Consider the following 16137-nt stretch of genomic DNA (forward strand, 5'->3'; position numbering starts at 1 on the left):
AGGAAGTGGCTCGGATCAGGGTAGTCAGCTTCGAGCGCACGACGCGCTCCGCCCGCTCAGGCCCGCGGCGTTCGCGTACCGGCGAGGTGGGAAGACCGGCCGTTCTGCATCCTGCGAGTCTACTGGGCGCCCGACAGGCGCGATGATGGATGCCGTGAAGCTCGCTCTCGCGGGACTCGTCCTGCTCCTGGGGGCGATCGCCGCTCTCGTCACCGGCATCCTGCCCCTCGCCGACCTCGGCGTCGTCGCGGAACGGGTGCTCCCGATCCTCGCCTTCGTGGTCGCGGTGACGATCGTCGCCGAGCTCGCTGCGAAAGCGGGCGTGTTCGATGTCACCGCGTCGTGGCTCGCACGCCTCTCCCGTGGCCGGACGGCACTGCTCTGGGTGCTCGTCATGGTGCTCGCGGTCGTCACGACCGCGTTCCTCTCGCTCGACACGACGGCCGTCCTGTTGACCCCCGTGGTGATCGCCGTGGCGCGTGCCAACGGGCTCCCCCCGCTGCCGTTCGCGCTGACCACCGTCTGGCTCGCGAACACCGCATCGCTCGTGCTCCCGGTGTCGAACCTCACCAACCTGCTCGCGCTCGCACGCATGGAGGGGTCCGCGAACCCGGCATCCTTCCTCCTCCTGCTCGGTCCGTCGGCGGCGATCGCGATCCTCGTCACGGTCGCGCTTCTCTGGGCGTTCCATCGCAGGTCGCTCGTCGGCATGTTCACCGTCGCGGCGCCGCCGCTCGTGAGCGACCGCGCGCAGCTCGTCGTGGCATCCGTCGTGGTCATCGCCCTCCTCCCGCTCCTCGTGAGCGGACTGGAGCCCTGGATCCCCGCGACCGTCGCGGCCGCCGTCCTGCTCGGCCTCTTCGGATGGCGCTCGCCGAAGGCGCTGACGATCCGCCTGGTGCCGTGGTCGCTCCTCGTCTTCGCGGCAGGCCTCTTCTCCGCGGTCGCGGCGCTCGAAGCATGGGGGTCCGGCCAGCTGGCGACAGCCATCGCAGGCGCCGGGTCCCAGCCCCTCGATCTGCTCCGCATGTCGGGCACCGCCCTCGTCACGGCCAACGCGCTCGACAATCTGCCTGCGTACCTGCTCCTCGAGTCGACGGCCGACACGCCTCGGCGCCTAGCCGCTCTCCTGATCGGCGTCAACGCGGGTCCTCTGATCACTCCCTGGGCGTCGCTGGCGACCCTCCTCTGGCATCAGCGCCTCGTGGCCGCAGACGTGCACCTGCCGTGGAGCCGTTTCATCCTCTGGGGTCTCGTCGCGGCACCTCTCGTCGTCGGTGCGGCGACGATCCCTCTCCTCCTCGGGTGAGGACGATCCGCAGGTCTCCGGAGGCGCGTCAGGCGACGGAGAGGTCCACCTGGATCTCGCCCGCGAGTTCCTCCAGCGCCGCCGTCACGGGCGCGGCATCCGCTCCCGCCGGGACGCGGAACGCGACGGTCGCCTCGAAGAGCGTGCCGCCCGCCATGGGCGCCTCGAGCGTGCGACTTCGGAATGTGTCGATACTCAGTGCGTGAGCGGCGATGGCGGCCGTGACATCGCGGACGATGCCAGGACGGTCGTTGCCGAGAACGGTCACCTCCAGCGCGCGTTCGACGGCGACGGAGGCCGGGGCGACGCGGCCGCCGTGCACGGTGACGCGCAGCATCCCGTCGAGTCCTTCGAGGGCGGCGATCAGGTCGGCCTCGCTCTCGTCGTCGATCGAGACGAGCACGATGCCGGCGAAGGCGCCGGCGAGTTCGGCGAGTTCGCTCCGCTCCCAGTTGCCGCCGGCGGCGGACACCTGCTCGGCGAGGGCGTTGACGAGTCCGGGACGGTCGTCGCCGACCACGGTGAGTACGAGGTGGGCCATGGCGGGATCCTATCGTCCGTGCTGCGCGCACGCAGGGCCCTGCCCTGAGCGCGGACGGCTGCGTAGCGTGGCGACCATGAAGGCACTCCAGTACACGAAGATCGGATCCCACCCCGAAGTCGTCGAGATCGAGAAGCCCTCGCCGGGTCCCGGGCAGGTGCTGCTCAAAGTCACCGCCGCCGGCGTCTGCCACTCGGACGAGTTCGTCATGAGCCTCAGCGAGGAGCAGTACACCGCTGCCGGTTACCCCCTGCCGCTCACCCTCGGGCACGAGGGTGCCGGCATCGTCGAGGAACTCGGCGAGGGGGTCGAGCACCTGAGCATCGGTGACGCGGTCGCCGTCTACGGCCCGTGGGGATGCGGACGGTGCCGCAATTGCGCGCAGGGCAAGGAGAACTACTGCACGAACGCACAGGCGGAGGGGATCATGCCTCCGGGTCTCGGCGCCCCCGGCTCGATGGCCGAATACATGATCGTCGACAGCGCGCGACACCTGGTGCCGCTCGGCGACCTGGACCCCGTGCAGAACGTCTCCTTGACGGATGCCGGCCTGACGCCGTACCACGCCATCAAGACGTCCCTCCCGAAGTTGGGTGCCGGGACGACAGCCGTCGTGATCGGCACCGGGGGCCTCGGACACGTCGCGATTCAAATCCTGCGGGCGGTGTCGGCCACGACCGTGATCGCATTGGACGTCAACGACGAGAAGCTCGCGCTGGCGAAGGAGGTCGGCGCCCACCACACCGTCATGAGCGACGGCGGCGCCGTCGACGCGATTCGCCAGCTCACCGACGGCCTGGGCGCGAATGCCGTCTTCGACTTCGTCGGTGCGGATCCGACCATCGCGACGGCGATCGGAGCAGCCGCACTCGACGCGGACATCACGATCGTCGGCATCGGGGGCGGAACGGCTCACGTCGGTTTCGGGACCGTCGCATACGACGCGACGCTCCGCATCCCGTACTGGGGCTCGCGCAGCGAACTGATCGAGGTGCTCGACCTCGCGCGCTCGGGGCAGGTGGGTGTCGAGATCCAGCGCTATTCACTCGACGACGGCCCGAAGGCGTACGAAGCGCTCGCCGCGGGCAACGTCCGCGGCCGCGCCGTCATCGTCCCCTGACGTTTCGGGTCGCGGTCATCCCTCTGTCGCGTCGGTGAAGACCGGCGCGAAGATGATGATCGCGGCCCCCAGAAGTGCCACCCCCGACCCGACGTAGTCCCACGTGGTGGGCCGGAAGCCGTCGACGACGATCCCCCAGGCGAGCGATCCGGCGACGAAGACTCCCCCGTACGCGGCGAGGACCCGCCCGAAGTTCGCATCGGGCTGGAACGCGGCAATGAAGCCATACGCTCCCAGGGCGACGATCCCCAGCAACGCGAACCACCAACCGCGGTTCTCCCGCACCGCCTGCCAGATGAGCCACGCTCCGCCGATCTCGGCGACGGCGGCGATGACGAACAGGACGACGATCCGCGCGGTGGTCATGAGGCCAGTGTGCCAGCGCGAGATAACGGATCCGCGACACATCGGGTGTGTAGACGGCCTAGACAGCCTCGGATGAGAAGATGACGACGGAGACCGCAGCTCCGCGCTTTGTTTCGCCTAGACCTGGGTCGGTTTCCATGGGACTTCTCTCCTACAACGCCACGACGCGATTCGACATCGACGATCGCACGCTCGCACACCTCGAGGCCGTGATCTACGCCAAGCTCCGCCGCGGTGAGTCTTTCCTCTTCACATGGTCCCGCGCTCCGGGAGAGGGCGTGGGGCGAACGACCGTATGGATGAATCGCGCCGCGCGTCTGGCGTTCCGGCGTCGGGTCGACTCCCGCATCGCCATCAATCCGGAATGGGTCGCTCGGTTGATGTCGCTCGCTAATTCGCCCGCCGGCCTCCACGAACTCGCGGAGTCGCAGGACGCGGAAGCTCTCCGCTGACGAAGAGCTCTGCGCGCGCATCATCGCCGAATCCGGTGTGACGGAAATTTCCGCGCAGGGCACACACGCGCCAAACAAAAAACCCCCGGATAACCGGGGGTTTGTCTGTGCGCGATACTGGGATCGAACCAGTGACCTCTTCCGTGTCAGGGAAGCGCGCTACCGCTGCGCCAATCGCGCCTGTAAAGGCTGTTGAGTTGTGAGTGGAGGTGGCGACGGGATTCGAACCCGTGTGGACGGCTTTGCAGGCCGCTGCCTAGCCACTCGGCCACGCCACCGTGTGTGGTTTGACCCACGTGACGTGATCTCCCCGGAGGAAGATCCCCACACTCGAGCGGATGACGAGATTCGAACTCGCGACCCTCACCTTGGCAAGGTGATGCGCTACCACTGCGCTACATCCGCATTTCGTTCCGGATCTCTCCGGCACTCGTTAAACATTAGACGATCCTCGCGCCAGCGCCAAACTGAGACGACCCCGCGCGTGTCTCACGGGCGCGACCTCCTTGGTTCGGCCGCCGCGCCCGGATCCGGTATGCTCAGTCACCGGCCCGAGTGTCATTCGGGCGATTGGCGCAGTTGGTAGCGCGCTTCCTTCACACGGAAGAGGTCGTCGGTTCGAGTCCGGCATCGCCCACCGCAAAGCCCCCGGAAATCCGGGGGCTTTCGTCGTCTGCGGGGTCATCTCGACCAGCCGTACCGAGCCTTCAGCGCCGCTGTCACGCGATCGAACCGAGCGCGGTCGAGTGCGGCACCCTCCCGACGCATCGCCGCCCGGGGCACGCTGTAGAGGTGACCGAGATCGACCCACGAGGGCCGGCCGGCGGTATCCCACTCCCCCGGTCCGAGGGCGAGATGCTCGCCGTCGCGGTCGTGCGGCTTACTCGTGAGTCGCAGGGCGTACAGCCGGTCCCGGCCGTGCTGACCGATGACGAGGACAGGACGATCCTTCCCGCGACCATCCGCTTCGTCGTACGGGACCCACGTCCACACGATCTCCCCCGCGTCGGGGTCGCCGTCGGCCTCCGGTCGGTAGGTCAGACGCAGACCACGGACGTCACCGGGCATCACTCGTTCGGTGGCCGACGAGGTCGGCGTGAGGCGTGACGCCGGCCGCAGCAGGCGGACGAGGGCGGAGATCAGGCGTGAGGACACGCCGTCACCCTAACCCTCGTCCGGCCACGATCAGTCGTTCAGGATGACGTCCGCTTCGGCGAAGAACTCGCTCACCGCGGCATCCACATTCTTCGTTCCGAGCCCGAGCTCCTTGCCCAGGTCCCAGAACTTCTGCTCGAGGGACCCGTAACCGACCACCGCGGGAGGCGGGGCGTCACCGATGCGGTCCGCGACCGAATCGATGTAGTCCGCCACCTGCTGATCGGGGCCCTCGAGCGTGGCACCCTCGAGCTTGCTGCTGGATGCCGGGAATCCGAGCGTCGTGCCGAAGATCTCGCCCGCCTCGGGGCTGTTGACGACGAAGTCGAGGAAGATCGCTGCGGCCTCGGGGTGCTTCGTGCGCGAGGAGATGGCCACCTGGAGCCCGCCCTGCCGATACAGGTCTTTCGCCCCGGCATCCGTCGTCGGCGGGGCGACGATCGCGATCGATGATGCCCCCGAATCGGCGAGGTAACCGCCGAGGAAGTTGCTCCAGCTCATCTCGCTGATCGTGCGCGTCGCGCCGAAGCCGGAGATCGGGCTGATCTCCTCGAGTTGCTGCTGCGGGATCGTCACGCCGTCGCGGAGGTCGGCTCCGGATTGCCAGAAGTCTGCCAGCTCGTCCTTCGTGAAACCGAGTTCGCCCTCCGCCGTGTAGAGCGACTTGCCCTCGGCGCGAAGCTGGAGTTCGAATGCTTGGATGCGCTGCGTGTAGTCCGTCCCGCCGAAGGGCTTGCCTCCCGTCTTCTGCGTCACGTCGGCCAGCCAGTCGTCGAACTCATCGAATGTCGACCCTGCCGCGGGCAACTCCAGCCCGTGCTCCTTCAGGAGGTCCTCGTTCACGAAGTTCGCCCAGAGGCTGAAGCCGGTCGGGAGTGAGTACTGGGTGCCGTCGAGCCGTCCGGTGCCGAGGAGGCTGTCGTCGAACGTGGTGAGATCGATGTGGTCGGCCACATCGTTCAGATCGAGGATGGCGCCGCTTTGGCCGTACTGGCGCAGGTAGCTGTCGGAGAACTGGAAGACGTCGGGCAGGCTGCCGCTGGCAGCCTCGACCTGGCGCTGTTCCCAGTAGCTCGGGAAATCGGTGAAGGTCGTCTTGATCGTGATGTTGGGGTGCTCTTCGTTGAACGCCTCGATGAGCTTCGTGTACCGGGCAGCCCGATCATCATTGCCCCACCATGCGAAATCCAGCGACACCTTCTCGTCGGGGTCGAAGGAGCCGCCTGAGTCGGAGGCACCGGGACTGCACCCGACCAGCGAGACAGTGAAAGCGGCGGCGGCCACCCAGGCGGCGGTCGTACGGATGTGGGACATCGTCGTCCTTTCTCGTCCAGCACTGGACGGAGACAGAGGGGAAAGCGCTTCCCGCTCAACGTAGACCAGCGCCGCGAAGCCTCGCAAGGAGAAAGTGAAACGTGTCACGGACGACGACGGAGGGCGCCGCGGGTGATCCCGCGACGCCCTCCGTCGTGACTGTCGGGTCAGGCCTTGGCGTCCTCCAGGACGTAGCCGGCCTCACCGTGGACGATCGTGTCGATACCGGCGATCTCGTCCTCGTTCTTGACGCGGAAGCCGATCGTCTTCTCGATCGCGAAGCCGATGACGAAGGCGAGCACGAAGGAGTAGATCAGGACCGCGAAGGCGGCGATCGCCTGCACGATCAGCTGCGAGGCATCCCCTCCCATGAACAGGCCAGTGCCGCGAGCGAAGAAGCCCAGATACAGGGTTCCGATGAGACCACCGACGAGGTGGATTCCAACCACGTCGAGGGAGTCATCGAAGCCGAGCTTGTACTTCAGCTCGATGGCGAGGGCGCAGACGGCACCGGTGATGAGGCCGAGGACGATCGCCCAGACCGGGTCGAGCGACCCACAGGCCGGCGTGATCGCGACGAGGCCCGCGACAGCACCGGAGGCGGCCCCGACCGACGTGGGCTTGCCGTCCTTGATCTTCTCGACCAGGAGCCAGGAGAGAAGCGCGGCGGCAGGAGCAGCGATCGTGTTGACGAAGGCAAGAGCCGCCGTGTTGTCCGCCGCGAGCTCGGAGCCGGCGTTGAAACCGAACCAGCCAAACCACAGGAGGCCTGCGCCGAGGAGGACGAACGGCGGGTTGTGCGGGACGTGGACGCCCTTCTGGAATCCGACGCGCTTACCGAGGACGAGCGCCAGGGCGAGGGCGGCAGCACCGGCATTGATGTGGACCGCGGTTCCACCGGCGAAGTCGATCACGCCGACGCCGAAGACATCCTGCAGGCCGTGGGTGATCCAGCCGCCGTACTCGAAGGAACCGTCGTCGGCGAGACCGAAGTTGAAGACCCAGCTGGCGACGGGGAAGTAGACGACCGTGGCCCAGACCCCGGCGAAGATCATCCATGCGCCGAACTTCGCGCGGTCGGCGATGGCGCCGGAGACGAGGGCGACGGTGATGATCGCGAAGGTCGCCTGGAACGCGACGAACGCCAGCGGCGGGTAGGTCGCGTCAGCACCCGGCTCGAGGACGCTCGTCAAACCGACAGCGCTCCAGTCGATCGCCCAGGGCGCGAGGGTGCCGCTGCTTCCCGGGAACGCGATCGCGTAGCCGTACAGCACCCACAGGACGCCGATGAGGCCGAGCGCGCCGAAGGACATCATCATCATGCTGATGACGCTCTTCGCCTTGACGAGGCCGCCGTAGAAGAACGCCAGGCCGGGGGTCATCAGCAGGACTAGTGCGGCCGCGATGAGTATGAATGCGGTGTTGCCTTGATCCATCTCGAAGGGAACCTCTCTGCAGGGACGCAGGTGTAGCGTCGGGTGCCCCCAGTGTCGACGTCCGCGGTTTCGCCCGAAGGCGCGCGCGTGTTTCGCGTCGGTTACGAGGGTGCCGAGGAGGTAAACAACAGGTTTCCCACTCCCCCGAAAACGGAGTGATGCCGCTTACGAGTGGGTGAGAGCGACCAGACGCGACACGGCGCGCAGGTACTTCTTGCGGTAACCGCCCTCGAGCATGTCCGCGCGGAACACCTGATCGACGGGAACCCCGGTCGCGCGGATCGGGATCTGCGCGTCGTACGCGCGATCGACGAACGCCACGAAGCGAAGGGCCGCCGCCTGGTCGTCGAAACCGACGACGTCGCGGAGCCCGATCGTCCCGATTCCTTCGATGAGGCGGATGTAACGGGATGGGTGAACCGACGCGAGGTGACGGATGAACGCTCCGAAGTCGTCATCCGAGACGAGGGTGGATGCCGCGGCATCCGTCATCGCGCTCTCGTACGCGGCATCGTCGAGCACCACCGCGTGACCGTCGACGGCGCGCTGGCGATAGTCCGTGCCGTCGATGCGGATGGTCTGGAAGTGCTCGGCCATCGCCTGGATCTCGCGGAGGAAGTCCTGCGCGGCGAAACGACCTTCACCGAGGGCGTTGGGCGGAGTGTTCGAGGTCGCGGCCAGCTTGGTGCCGGTCGGGACGAGCTCCGCAATGAGGCGCGTCATCACCATCGTGTCACCCGGATCGTCGAGTTCGAACTCGTCGATGCAGAGGAGGTCCGCGCCGCGGAAGAGCTCCACGGTCTTCTGATAACCGAGCGCGCCGACCAGGGCGGTGTACTCGATGAACGAGCCGAAGTACTTCCGACGTGCGGGCATGTCGTGGTAGATCGCCGCGAGGAGGTGCGTCTTGCCCACACCGAATCCGCCGTCGAGGTACACACCGGGCTTGAGAGGGGCCTCACGCTTGCCACGCCGGAAGAACCCACCGCGGGATGCCGGCGCCGACCGCTTCGAGCTGAACACCTCGAGCAGGTCCTTGGCTTCCTGCTGCGACGGGTACGCGTCATCCGTCCGGTACGTCGCGAAGGTGGCGCCGTCGAACTGCGGCGGCGGAACGAGCGCGGCCACCATCTCGGCGCCGCTCACCTTCGGGTCGCGTTCGCTCAGATGAGTGGTTCCGGCGGAGGTGAGGGACACTCCCCCAGCCTAACCGCCGAGACGATGACTCCCTCCCGAGGCTGAGCGGCGTGCGAGGATGGCCGCGTGTGGGTGACAGAGGTGCTGCCGTCGTCCGGTGAGCGTGTGGACGCCGCGAGTCCGGAGGGACGCCGTTGGCTCGCCCACCGCTACGCGCCCGCCGAGGAGAACTGGGTTCGCCTCAACATGATCACGTCCCTGACAGGCTCCGCCGTCGGGCCCGACGGCACCAGCAACACCCTGACGAACCGAGCCGATCGAGCGATCCTGGGAGTCATCCGGGCCGGCGCCGATGCCATCATCGTCGGTGCGGAGACCGTACGCGCCGAGGGCTACCTCCTGCCGCGCCGCTCACGTTTGGCGGTCATCACCGGGTCGGGCAACCTCGCGGGCCACCGCCTCGACCCCGATCCCGACGGACCGGACGATCAGGTCCTTCTCGTCATGCCGCCCGACGTCGAAGCGCCCCCGACATCTCATGGGGTCACCGTCGTCCGCGTCGCGGCTCCCGACGGACGGATGACGGCGACCGGCATCCTGTCCACCCTCACCACGCGTGGCCTCCGCCACATCGTCTGCGAGGGCGGTCCGATGCTGGCGGCGCAGTTCGCCGCCGACGACCTCATCGATGAGTACTGCGTCACGGCGGCACCGCACCTGGTCCCGACAGCGGGACCGTTCCTTCCGCTCCGACGGCCGATCGACACGTGGCCCGCCGGCGTCCTCGTCGATGACGACGGGTTCAGTTACCTGCGGCTTCGACGACGCTGAGTCCCTGGGCGTCGAGCCACTCGCGGACCCGCGAGGTCCACCGCTCCTCGTCGTAGTTCCAGAGCTTGGTGTGCCGAGCTCCGTCGAACACTTCGAGATCGATGAGGTCGGGTCGCAGGTCCCGCAGTGCGCGAGACGCCTCCGAGGGGACGAAGTCATCACCGTCGCTGTGGAGGATCAGGGTCGGGATGACCAGCTCCGTCGCACGAGCCAGGACATCGAGCCTGCCCCAGACGATCGGGTCGGCCGCCCGGTCAGCGGTGACGCCCATGTGCGGGTCAGCGCGCCGAGGGCGGCCCGCGTCAGGGGGCGGGGGATGCGGCTCGCGTCCGCGTGATGTGTGAGGACCTGCCGCCAGTCGACGACCGGCGAATCGAGTACGACGCCCTCGATGAGGTCGCGATGAGCGGAGTTCACTGCGAGTTGCATCGCGATGGCACCGCCCATGGACCAGCCCATCAAGACGATGCGGCGCGCGCCGGCACGGCGGGCGTACCCGATCGCTCGGTCGACGTCGCGCCACTCCGTCCCGCCGAGCGCCGACGTGCCGCCCCTGCTCCGCGGGGCATCGTCGTCGTTCCGGTAGGACGTCAAGATCGACGTGATCCCTGCCGCGTGGAACACCGGCACGGCCCGGAGCGTCTCGGCACGCGTGGTGCCCCGCCCGTGGATGTGCACCGCCCAGATATCCGTGGGCTGATTGGCATCCGTCGGCTGGCCGGCCGGGAAGACCCAGGCCGGGCACGGGCCGAGGGCTGTCGGCACCGACACACGCTCGAACGGGAGGTGCAGCTCGGCGGGGTCGGCGAAATACCATCCGCTGAAGGCCGCGGCAGAATCCAGTCGATCGCTCTCGTCGATCTCGGTCAGCAGCTTGCGGGTGACGGTGTCTCCCCGGGCCGACAGCACCGTGCCGAGCTTGATGTAGCGCTGCGTACCCGTCGTGAAGAGTCCGTACCGCCCCGGCAGAACCGTGTCGTCCGAGCGAGAGAGAGTGATGGTCTGCGCAGCGGTGTCGACGTCGACGATCGTCGTGTCCGGCGTGCGAACGGAGAGTGTCACGACGCGCCGTGCGACACGCCCGGCAAGGAGCGCGAGCAGACCCGTCGCGCTCACGAAAGCGGTCGCGAGGGCGACGATCGTGCTGCGGAGAGCGACCACGGCTCCCGACCGGGCGTCGCGCGGAACGGCGCGCCTGGAAGCCTTCATGGTGCCCTCACTCTAGTCTGTCGCCGTGACCGAACCCCCGTCCGGGACGCCGGAATTCCTCGCCGTCAGCGATGAGCTGCGCGAGCTGCGCTTCCGCGACGACTTCATCGTCCGCGAGATCGCGGCCCCCTCCTCCCTCGCGCCCGACGCGATCGCCTTCGCCGGAGATGTCCGGCCAGAGGAAGACGGGGAGTCGCCCTACGGCACGGGACGGATCGTCATCCTGCACGACGCGTCCGAGCCGGATGCCTGGGGCAGCGCCTGGCGGATCGTCTGCTTTGCGCAGGCACCGCTCGAACCGGAGATCGGTACCGACCCGCTCCTGGCCGACGTAGCCTGGTCGTGGCTGGTCGATGCCCTCGCCGCTCGCGGAGCGACGTTCCATGCGGCATCCGGCACGGCGACCAAGACCCTGTCGAAGGGATTCGGGACGCTGGCAGCGGAAGGCGACGGCGCGCAGATCGAGCTTCGCGCATCGTGGTCTCCCGAAGGAAACCTGACCAGTCACATGGACGCCTGGGGTGAGCTGGTCTGCATGCTGGCCGGTCTTCCCCCGGGCTCGGAGAACATCGCCGTTTTCGGCGGGCAGCGGAGTACACGTGGCTGAATACGAGGTCATCGCCGATCAGGATGCGGCGGCGGCAGCAGCGTCGCGCTTGGCGGCGGGCAAGGGTCCCGTCGCCGTCGATGTGGAGCGAGCATCGGGTTTCCGATATTCGCAGCGTGCGTACCTGATCCAGGTGTACCGACGCGGAAGCGAGGCGTTCCTCTTCGACCCTCCCGCAATCGGTGACCTTTCAGCGCTTCAGGCGGCGATCGGCGACGAGGAATGGGTTCTCCACGCAGCGAGCCAGGATCTCCCCTCGCTCCGAGAAGCCGGACTCGAGCCGCCTCGAATCTTCGACACCGAGCTCGCCGCCCGCCTGCTCGGCCACGAGCGCGTCGGACTCGGAGCCGTCGTCGAGCAGACCCTCGGGATCTCGCTCGCGAAGGCGCACTCGGCCGCAGACTGGTCGACGCGCCCGCTCCCGCAGGGCTGGTTGGAGTACGCCGCTCTCGACGTACTGCACCTCATCGACGTTCGAGATGCACTCGCCGCTGAACTCGAGGAGCAGGGCAAGACCGCGTTCGCCGAGGAGGAGTTCGATGCCGTTCGCACGCGCGCACCAAAGCCGCCGCGCGAGGAACCGTGGCGGCGTCTGAGTGGTCTTCACACGGTGCGGGGGCGTCGCGCGCTCGCTGTCGCGCGAGCGCTGTGGGCCGCTCGTGAGGACTTCGCCCGGGAGGAGGATGTCTCCCCCGGCCGCTTGGTGCCCGACCGCTCACTCGTGGCTGCCGTCATCGCCGATCCGGTCACCAAGCAGGACCTCGCTCGCGTCAAGGACTTCACCGGACGGGCGAGCCGCAGCCAGTTGGACCGCTGGTGGGCGGCGATCGAGGCGGGACGAAACGACCCCGCTCTTCCCCCCGAGCGCGGCACCGGCGACGGGATGCCGCCGCCCCGGGCGTGGGTGGACCGAAACCCCGCGGCGGATGCACGGCTGAAAGCCGCGCGGCCCGTCGTGGAGGCACGTGCGGAGGAACTCCACATGCCGACGGAGAACCTCCTCACGCCCGATCTCCTGCGTCGAGTGGCCTGGAGTCCGCCTGCCGAGATCGACGCGGCATCCGTGGGAGAGGCGCTTCGCGAGCTGGGTGCCCGGTCGTGGCAGGTTGAACAGACTGCACAGGTGATCGCCGCAGCCTTTGTGGATTCCGTGCAGACCCCGGACGAAGCGTCGGAACCTGCTTCGTAGGTTCGAACCAACCGATTTTCGCGGCTCGACCGCCTCCCTAGGCTGGGTGTGAACCCAATCATTGGAGGCAGTGTGGCCGAGCTTTCGGACGTCTATTTCGTCGACGGAATACGCACCCCGTTCGGGCGTGCCGGCGAAAAAGGCATGTATTGGAACACCCGGGCCGACGACCTCGCCGTCAAGGCGACCATCGGCCTGATGGAGCGCAACCCTGGGGTCCCGGCTGAGCGCGTCGATGACGTCGCGATCGCCGCGACCAGCCAGACGGGAGAGCAGGGCCTGACCCTCGGCCGTTCGGTTGCGATCCTCGCAGGTCTCCCGCAGACCGTCCCCGGCTTCGCGATCGACCGCATGTGCGCCGGCGCCATGACGAGCGTCACGACGATGGCCGCATCGATCGGCGTCGGGATGTACGACGTCGCCCTCGCCGGCGGTGTCGAGCACATGGGCCACTATCCGATCGGTGGCAACGCCGACCCGAACCCGCGCTTCGTCGCGGAGAAGATGGTCGACCCGGGCGCGCTGAACATGGGCGTCACGGCCGAGCGCATCTTCGACCGCTACCCCCAGCTCACGAAGGAGCGCTCCGACCGCTTCGGCATGCTCAGCCAGCACAAGGCGCAGGCCGCCTACGAGGCCGGCAAGTTCCAGCCCGACCTCGTCTCCGTGGCCGTTAAGGATGCCGCCGGCGCGTGGGGACTCGCGACCGAGGACGAGGGGCGCCGTCCGCAGACGACGATGGCCGACCTTGCCGCTCTGAAGACCCCGTTCCGCCCGCACGGACGGGTCACGGCCGGCACCTCGTCGCCGCTCACCGATGGGGCGACGATGTCGCTGCTCGCCGGCGGCGGTGCCGTCAAGGACCTGGGGCTTGCCCCCAAGATGCGGCTCGTCTCGTTCGCGTTCGCGGGCGTGCAGCCCGAGATCATGGGCATCGGTCCGATCCCCTCGACCGAGAAGGCGTTGAAGAAGGCCGGCCTGAAGATCAGCGACATCGGCCTGTTCGAGCTGAACGAGGCGTTCGCTGTGCAGGTGATCTCGCTGCTCGACCACTTCGGCATCGCCGACGACGACCCGCGGGTCAACCCCTGGGGCGGTGCCATCGCGCTGGGCCACCCGCTCGCGGCATCCGGTGTCCGGCTCATGATCCAACTGGCGGCCCACTTCGCGGAGCACCCCGACGTGCGTTACGGCCTCACGGCCATGTGCGTGGGACTCGGTCAGGGCGGCTCCGTCATCTGGGAGAACCCGCACTACAACGGCAAGAAGAAGAAGTGAGGCCGCCGACGATGACCAACTACGACCAGATCGACTTCTCGCCCCTGCTCGCCCTCTCCGATACCGAGGTCGTGACGAACTCGCCCGTGCGTCACGTCACCCTCGCCAGCGGCAAGGTGCTCGCCCTGATCACGCTGGACAACGGCCGCGATCACACCCGTCCCAACACGCTGGGGCCCGCGACGTTGACCGCTCTGAACGCGACCCTCGACACGCTCGCCGCTCGGGCGCGGGCCGGCGAGATCCAGGCCGTCGGCATCACCGGCAAGCAGTACATCCTTGCCGCCGGCGCCGACCTCAGCGAGGTCAGCAACGTCGGCTCCATCGAGAACGCGCGACTGATCGCCCAGCTCGGTCACCACGTCCTCGGCAAGCTCTCCGACCTGGGTGTTCCGTCGTTCGCGTTCGTGAACGGTCTCGCCTTGGGCGGGGGCCTCGAGATCGCGTTGAACTCCACGTACCGGACGGTCGATTCCTCGGCCGCGGCGATCGCGCTGCCTGAGGTGTTCCTCGGCATCATCCCCGGGTGGGGCGGCGCGTATCTCCTCCCCAACCTGATCGGAATCGAGAACGCTCTCGAGGTCGTCATCTCCAACCCGCTCAAGCAGAACCGGGTGCTGAAGCCTCAGCAGGCCTTCGATCTCGGCATCATGGACGCGATCTTCCCGGCCTCGAACTACCTCGAGGCGTCGTTACGCTGGGCGGACGGCGTGCTGAGCGGTTCGGTGAAGGTCGAGCGGAAGAACGCCCCCGGCAAGATCGAGCGACTCACCAAGTGGCCGATCGCGGTCAAAATGGCCCGCGGGATGCTCGAGTCCAAGATCGGCACCGTTCCCCGCTCCCCCTACGTCGCGCTCGATCTGCTCGACAAGGCCAAGAGCGGCACGAAGGCCGAGGGGTTCGCACGCGAAGACGAGGCACTGGCCTCGCTCGTCACGGGCGACCAGTTCGCGGCATCCATGTACGCGTTCGATCTGGTGCAGAAGCGTGCGAAGCGCCCCGTCGGCGCGCCTGACAAGGCGCTCGCCAAAAAGGTGACGAAGGTCGGTGTGATCGGCGCGGGCCTCATGGCGAGCCAGTTCGCACTGCTGTTCGTGCGCCGGCTGCAGGTCCCCGTGTTGATCACGGACCTCGACCAGGCCCGTGTCGACAAGGGCGTCGCCTACATCCACGACGAGATCGGCAAGCTCGAGGCGAAGGGCCGGATTGACGGCGACTCCGCCAACAAGCTCCGCGCGCTCGTGACCGGCACGACCGACAAGTCGGCCTACGCGGAGTGCGACTTCGTGATCGAGGCCGTCTTCGAAGAAGTCGGCGTCAAGCAGTCCGTCTTCGCGGAGATCGAGGCCGTCGTCGCCGAGGACGCGATCCTCGCGACGAACACGTCGTCGCTCTCGGTCGAGGAGATCGGCGCGAAGCTCGCGCACCCCGAGCGCCTCGTCGGCTTCCACTTCTTCAACCCTGTCGCGGTCATGCCGCTCATCGAGGTCGTGAAGACGCCGAAGACATCGGATGCCGCACTGTCGACGGCCTTCGTCGTCGCCAAGGGGCTGGGCAAGAACGCGGTCCTCACCGCCGATGCCCCCGGGTTCGTCGTCAACCGTCTCCTCGCGAAGGTCATGGGCGAAGCGGCACGCGCCGTCTACGAAGGCACGCCGGTCGCCGACGTCGAGAAGGCGTTCGGCCCGCTGGGCCTTCCGATGGGGCCGTTCCAACTCATCGACCTGGTCGGCTGGAAGGTCGCGGCCCACGTGCAGGACACCATGGTCGGTGCCTTCCCCGAGCGGTTCTACGCGAACGAGAACTTCCACGAGCTCGCCGCACTGGATGAGGTCGTCGAGAAGGACAAGGGCGGCCGGGTCACAGGATTCACGAAGGCCGCCGAGAAGGTCGCGAAGAAGGCGACGGGATCGACACCGGCATCCGCCGACGAAATTCTCCGCCGTGTTCAGGACGGCCTCGCTCAGGAGATCAAGCTCATGCTCGAGGAGGGTGTCGTGCCCGAGGTCGAAGACATCGACCTCTGCCTCATCCTCGGCGCTGGATGGCCGTTCATCGACGGCGGCGCGACACCGTACCTCGACCGCGAGGGCGCGAGCGACCGTGTGTTCGGCGACACGTTCCACCACCCGCCGATCCGCGGGATCGCCTGACCGGCGACGGACACGACGACGGCCCCGGGTGATTCCCGGG

Annotated in this window: 16 protein-coding genes and 4 tRNA genes; 9 read left to right on the forward strand and 11 right to left on the reverse strand. The window is 67.8% G+C overall.

The window, feature by feature from the left end:
• Positions 1-142: 142 nt before the first annotated feature.
• Positions 143-1309, forward strand: a complete 1167-nt coding sequence (locus MO1_RS03880; RefSeq protein ID WP_060915254.1) for an ArsB/NhaD family transporter — start codon at positions 143-145, stop codon at positions 1307-1309.
• Between the two features lie 28 nt (positions 1310-1337).
• Here MO1_RS03880 and MO1_RS03885 read toward each other — a convergent pair whose 3' ends face one another.
• Complete coding sequence (locus MO1_RS03885) at positions 1338-1850, reverse strand: glycine cleavage system transcriptional repressor (protein ID WP_060915255.1); 513 nt, start codon at positions 1848-1850, stop codon at positions 1338-1340.
• 76 nt (positions 1851-1926) lie between these two features.
• Here MO1_RS03885 and MO1_RS03890 point away from each other — a divergent pair, with 76 nt between their 5' ends.
• Entirely contained in the window at positions 1927-2970 is a 1044-nt protein-coding gene (locus tag MO1_RS03890) for an NAD(P)-dependent alcohol dehydrogenase (RefSeq protein WP_036309455.1), read from the forward strand.
• A gap of 15 nt (positions 2971-2985) precedes the next feature.
• Here the strand turns inward: MO1_RS03890 and MO1_RS03895 are convergent, their stop codons facing one another.
• Entirely contained in the window at positions 2986-3336 is a 351-nt protein-coding gene (locus MO1_RS03895; protein ID WP_036308904.1) for a YnfA family protein, read from the reverse strand.
• A 137-nt stretch (positions 3337-3473) separates the two neighbouring features.
• On the opposite strand from MO1_RS03895, the gene MO1_RS03900 reads away from it, so the two are divergent.
• Positions 3474-3788, forward strand: coding sequence for a DUF7882 family protein (locus tag MO1_RS03900; RefSeq protein WP_036308903.1), 315 nt, complete (start codon positions 3474-3476; stop codon positions 3786-3788).
• A 108-nt stretch (positions 3789-3896) separates the two neighbouring features.
• Here MO1_RS03900 and MO1_RS03905 read toward each other — a convergent pair.
• The 3 genes from MO1_RS03905 to MO1_RS03915 all read right to left on the reverse strand — a co-directional run bounded on the left by MO1_RS03905 (position 3897) and on the right by MO1_RS03915 (position 4193).
• A tRNA-Val gene (locus MO1_RS03905) sits at positions 3897-3968 on the reverse strand.
• Positions 3969-3992: 24 nt separating this feature from the next.
• A tRNA-Cys gene (locus MO1_RS03910) sits at positions 3993-4066 on the reverse strand.
• Positions 4067-4121: 55 nt separating this feature from the next.
• Positions 4122-4193 (reverse strand) — tRNA-Gly (locus MO1_RS03915).
• Between the two features lie 159 nt (positions 4194-4352).
• On the opposite strand from MO1_RS03915, the gene MO1_RS03920 reads away from it, so the two are divergent.
• Positions 4353-4425, forward strand: a tRNA-Val gene (locus tag MO1_RS03920).
• Positions 4426-4469: 44 nt separating this feature from the next.
• Here the strand turns inward: MO1_RS03920 and MO1_RS03925 are convergent.
• The 4 genes from MO1_RS03925 to zapE form a co-directional block, all read right to left on the reverse strand.
• Positions 4470-4943: a type II toxin-antitoxin system PemK/MazF family toxin gene (locus tag MO1_RS03925; protein ID WP_060915256.1), complete on the reverse strand. Its 474-nt coding sequence runs from the start codon at positions 4941-4943 to the stop codon at positions 4470-4472.
• A 30-nt stretch (positions 4944-4973) separates the two neighbouring features.
• Positions 4974-6257 (reverse strand): ABC transporter substrate-binding protein, encoded by a 1284-nt coding sequence (locus tag MO1_RS03930; protein WP_036308900.1) that lies wholly within the window; start codon positions 6255-6257, stop codon positions 4974-4976.
• A 167-nt stretch (positions 6258-6424) separates the two neighbouring features.
• Positions 6425-7693: an ammonium transporter gene (locus tag MO1_RS03935; RefSeq protein WP_036308899.1), complete on the reverse strand. Its 1269-nt coding sequence runs from the start codon at positions 7691-7693 to the stop codon at positions 6425-6427.
• A 165-nt stretch (positions 7694-7858) separates the two neighbouring features.
• Entirely contained in the window at positions 7859-8890 is a 1032-nt protein-coding gene (gene zapE, locus MO1_RS03940) for a cell division protein ZapE (RefSeq protein WP_060915257.1), read from the reverse strand.
• A 66-nt stretch (positions 8891-8956) separates the two neighbouring features.
• Here zapE and MO1_RS03945 point away from each other — a divergent pair, with 66 nt between their 5' ends.
• Positions 8957-9661, forward strand: coding sequence for a dihydrofolate reductase family protein (locus MO1_RS03945; RefSeq protein WP_235186029.1), 705 nt, complete (start codon positions 8957-8959; stop codon positions 9659-9661).
• Here MO1_RS03945 and MO1_RS14845 read toward each other — a convergent pair.
• Positions 9633-9932, reverse strand: coding sequence for an alpha/beta hydrolase family protein (locus MO1_RS14845; RefSeq protein ID WP_255209215.1), 300 nt, complete (start codon positions 9930-9932; stop codon positions 9633-9635). The genes MO1_RS03945 and MO1_RS14845 overlap by 29 nt on opposite strands.
• Positions 9839-10870, reverse strand: coding sequence for an alpha/beta hydrolase family protein (locus MO1_RS03950; protein ID WP_255209216.1), 1032 nt, complete (start codon positions 10868-10870; stop codon positions 9839-9841). Before MO1_RS03950 ends, MO1_RS14845 begins: the two co-directional genes overlap by 94 nt.
• 25 nt (positions 10871-10895) lie before the next feature.
• Here MO1_RS03950 and MO1_RS03955 point away from each other — a divergent pair, with 25 nt between their 5' ends.
• From MO1_RS03955 to MO1_RS03970, 4 genes are all read left to right on the forward strand, one after another.
• Entirely contained in the window at positions 10896-11477 is a 582-nt protein-coding gene (locus MO1_RS03955; protein WP_036308893.1) for a DUF3000 domain-containing protein, read from the forward strand.
• Positions 11470-12666, forward strand: a complete 1197-nt coding sequence (locus MO1_RS03960; RefSeq protein WP_060915258.1) for a ribonuclease D — start codon at positions 11470-11472, stop codon at positions 12664-12666. Before MO1_RS03955 ends, MO1_RS03960 begins: the two co-directional genes overlap by 8 nt.
• 72 nt (positions 12667-12738) lie before the next feature.
• Complete coding sequence (locus MO1_RS03965) at positions 12739-13944, forward strand: thiolase family protein (RefSeq protein ID WP_060915259.1); 1206 nt, start codon at positions 12739-12741, stop codon at positions 13942-13944.
• Between the two features lie 11 nt (positions 13945-13955).
• Complete coding sequence (locus MO1_RS03970; protein WP_060915260.1) at positions 13956-16097, forward strand: 3-hydroxyacyl-CoA dehydrogenase NAD-binding domain-containing protein; 2142 nt, start codon at positions 13956-13958, stop codon at positions 16095-16097.
• Positions 16098-16137 lie beyond the last annotated feature (40 nt).

The organism is Microbacterium oleivorans NBRC 103075 (assembly GCF_001552475.1).
GTDB classification, from domain to species: Bacteria; Actinomycetota; Actinomycetes; order Actinomycetales; family Microbacteriaceae; genus Microbacterium; species Microbacterium oleivorans.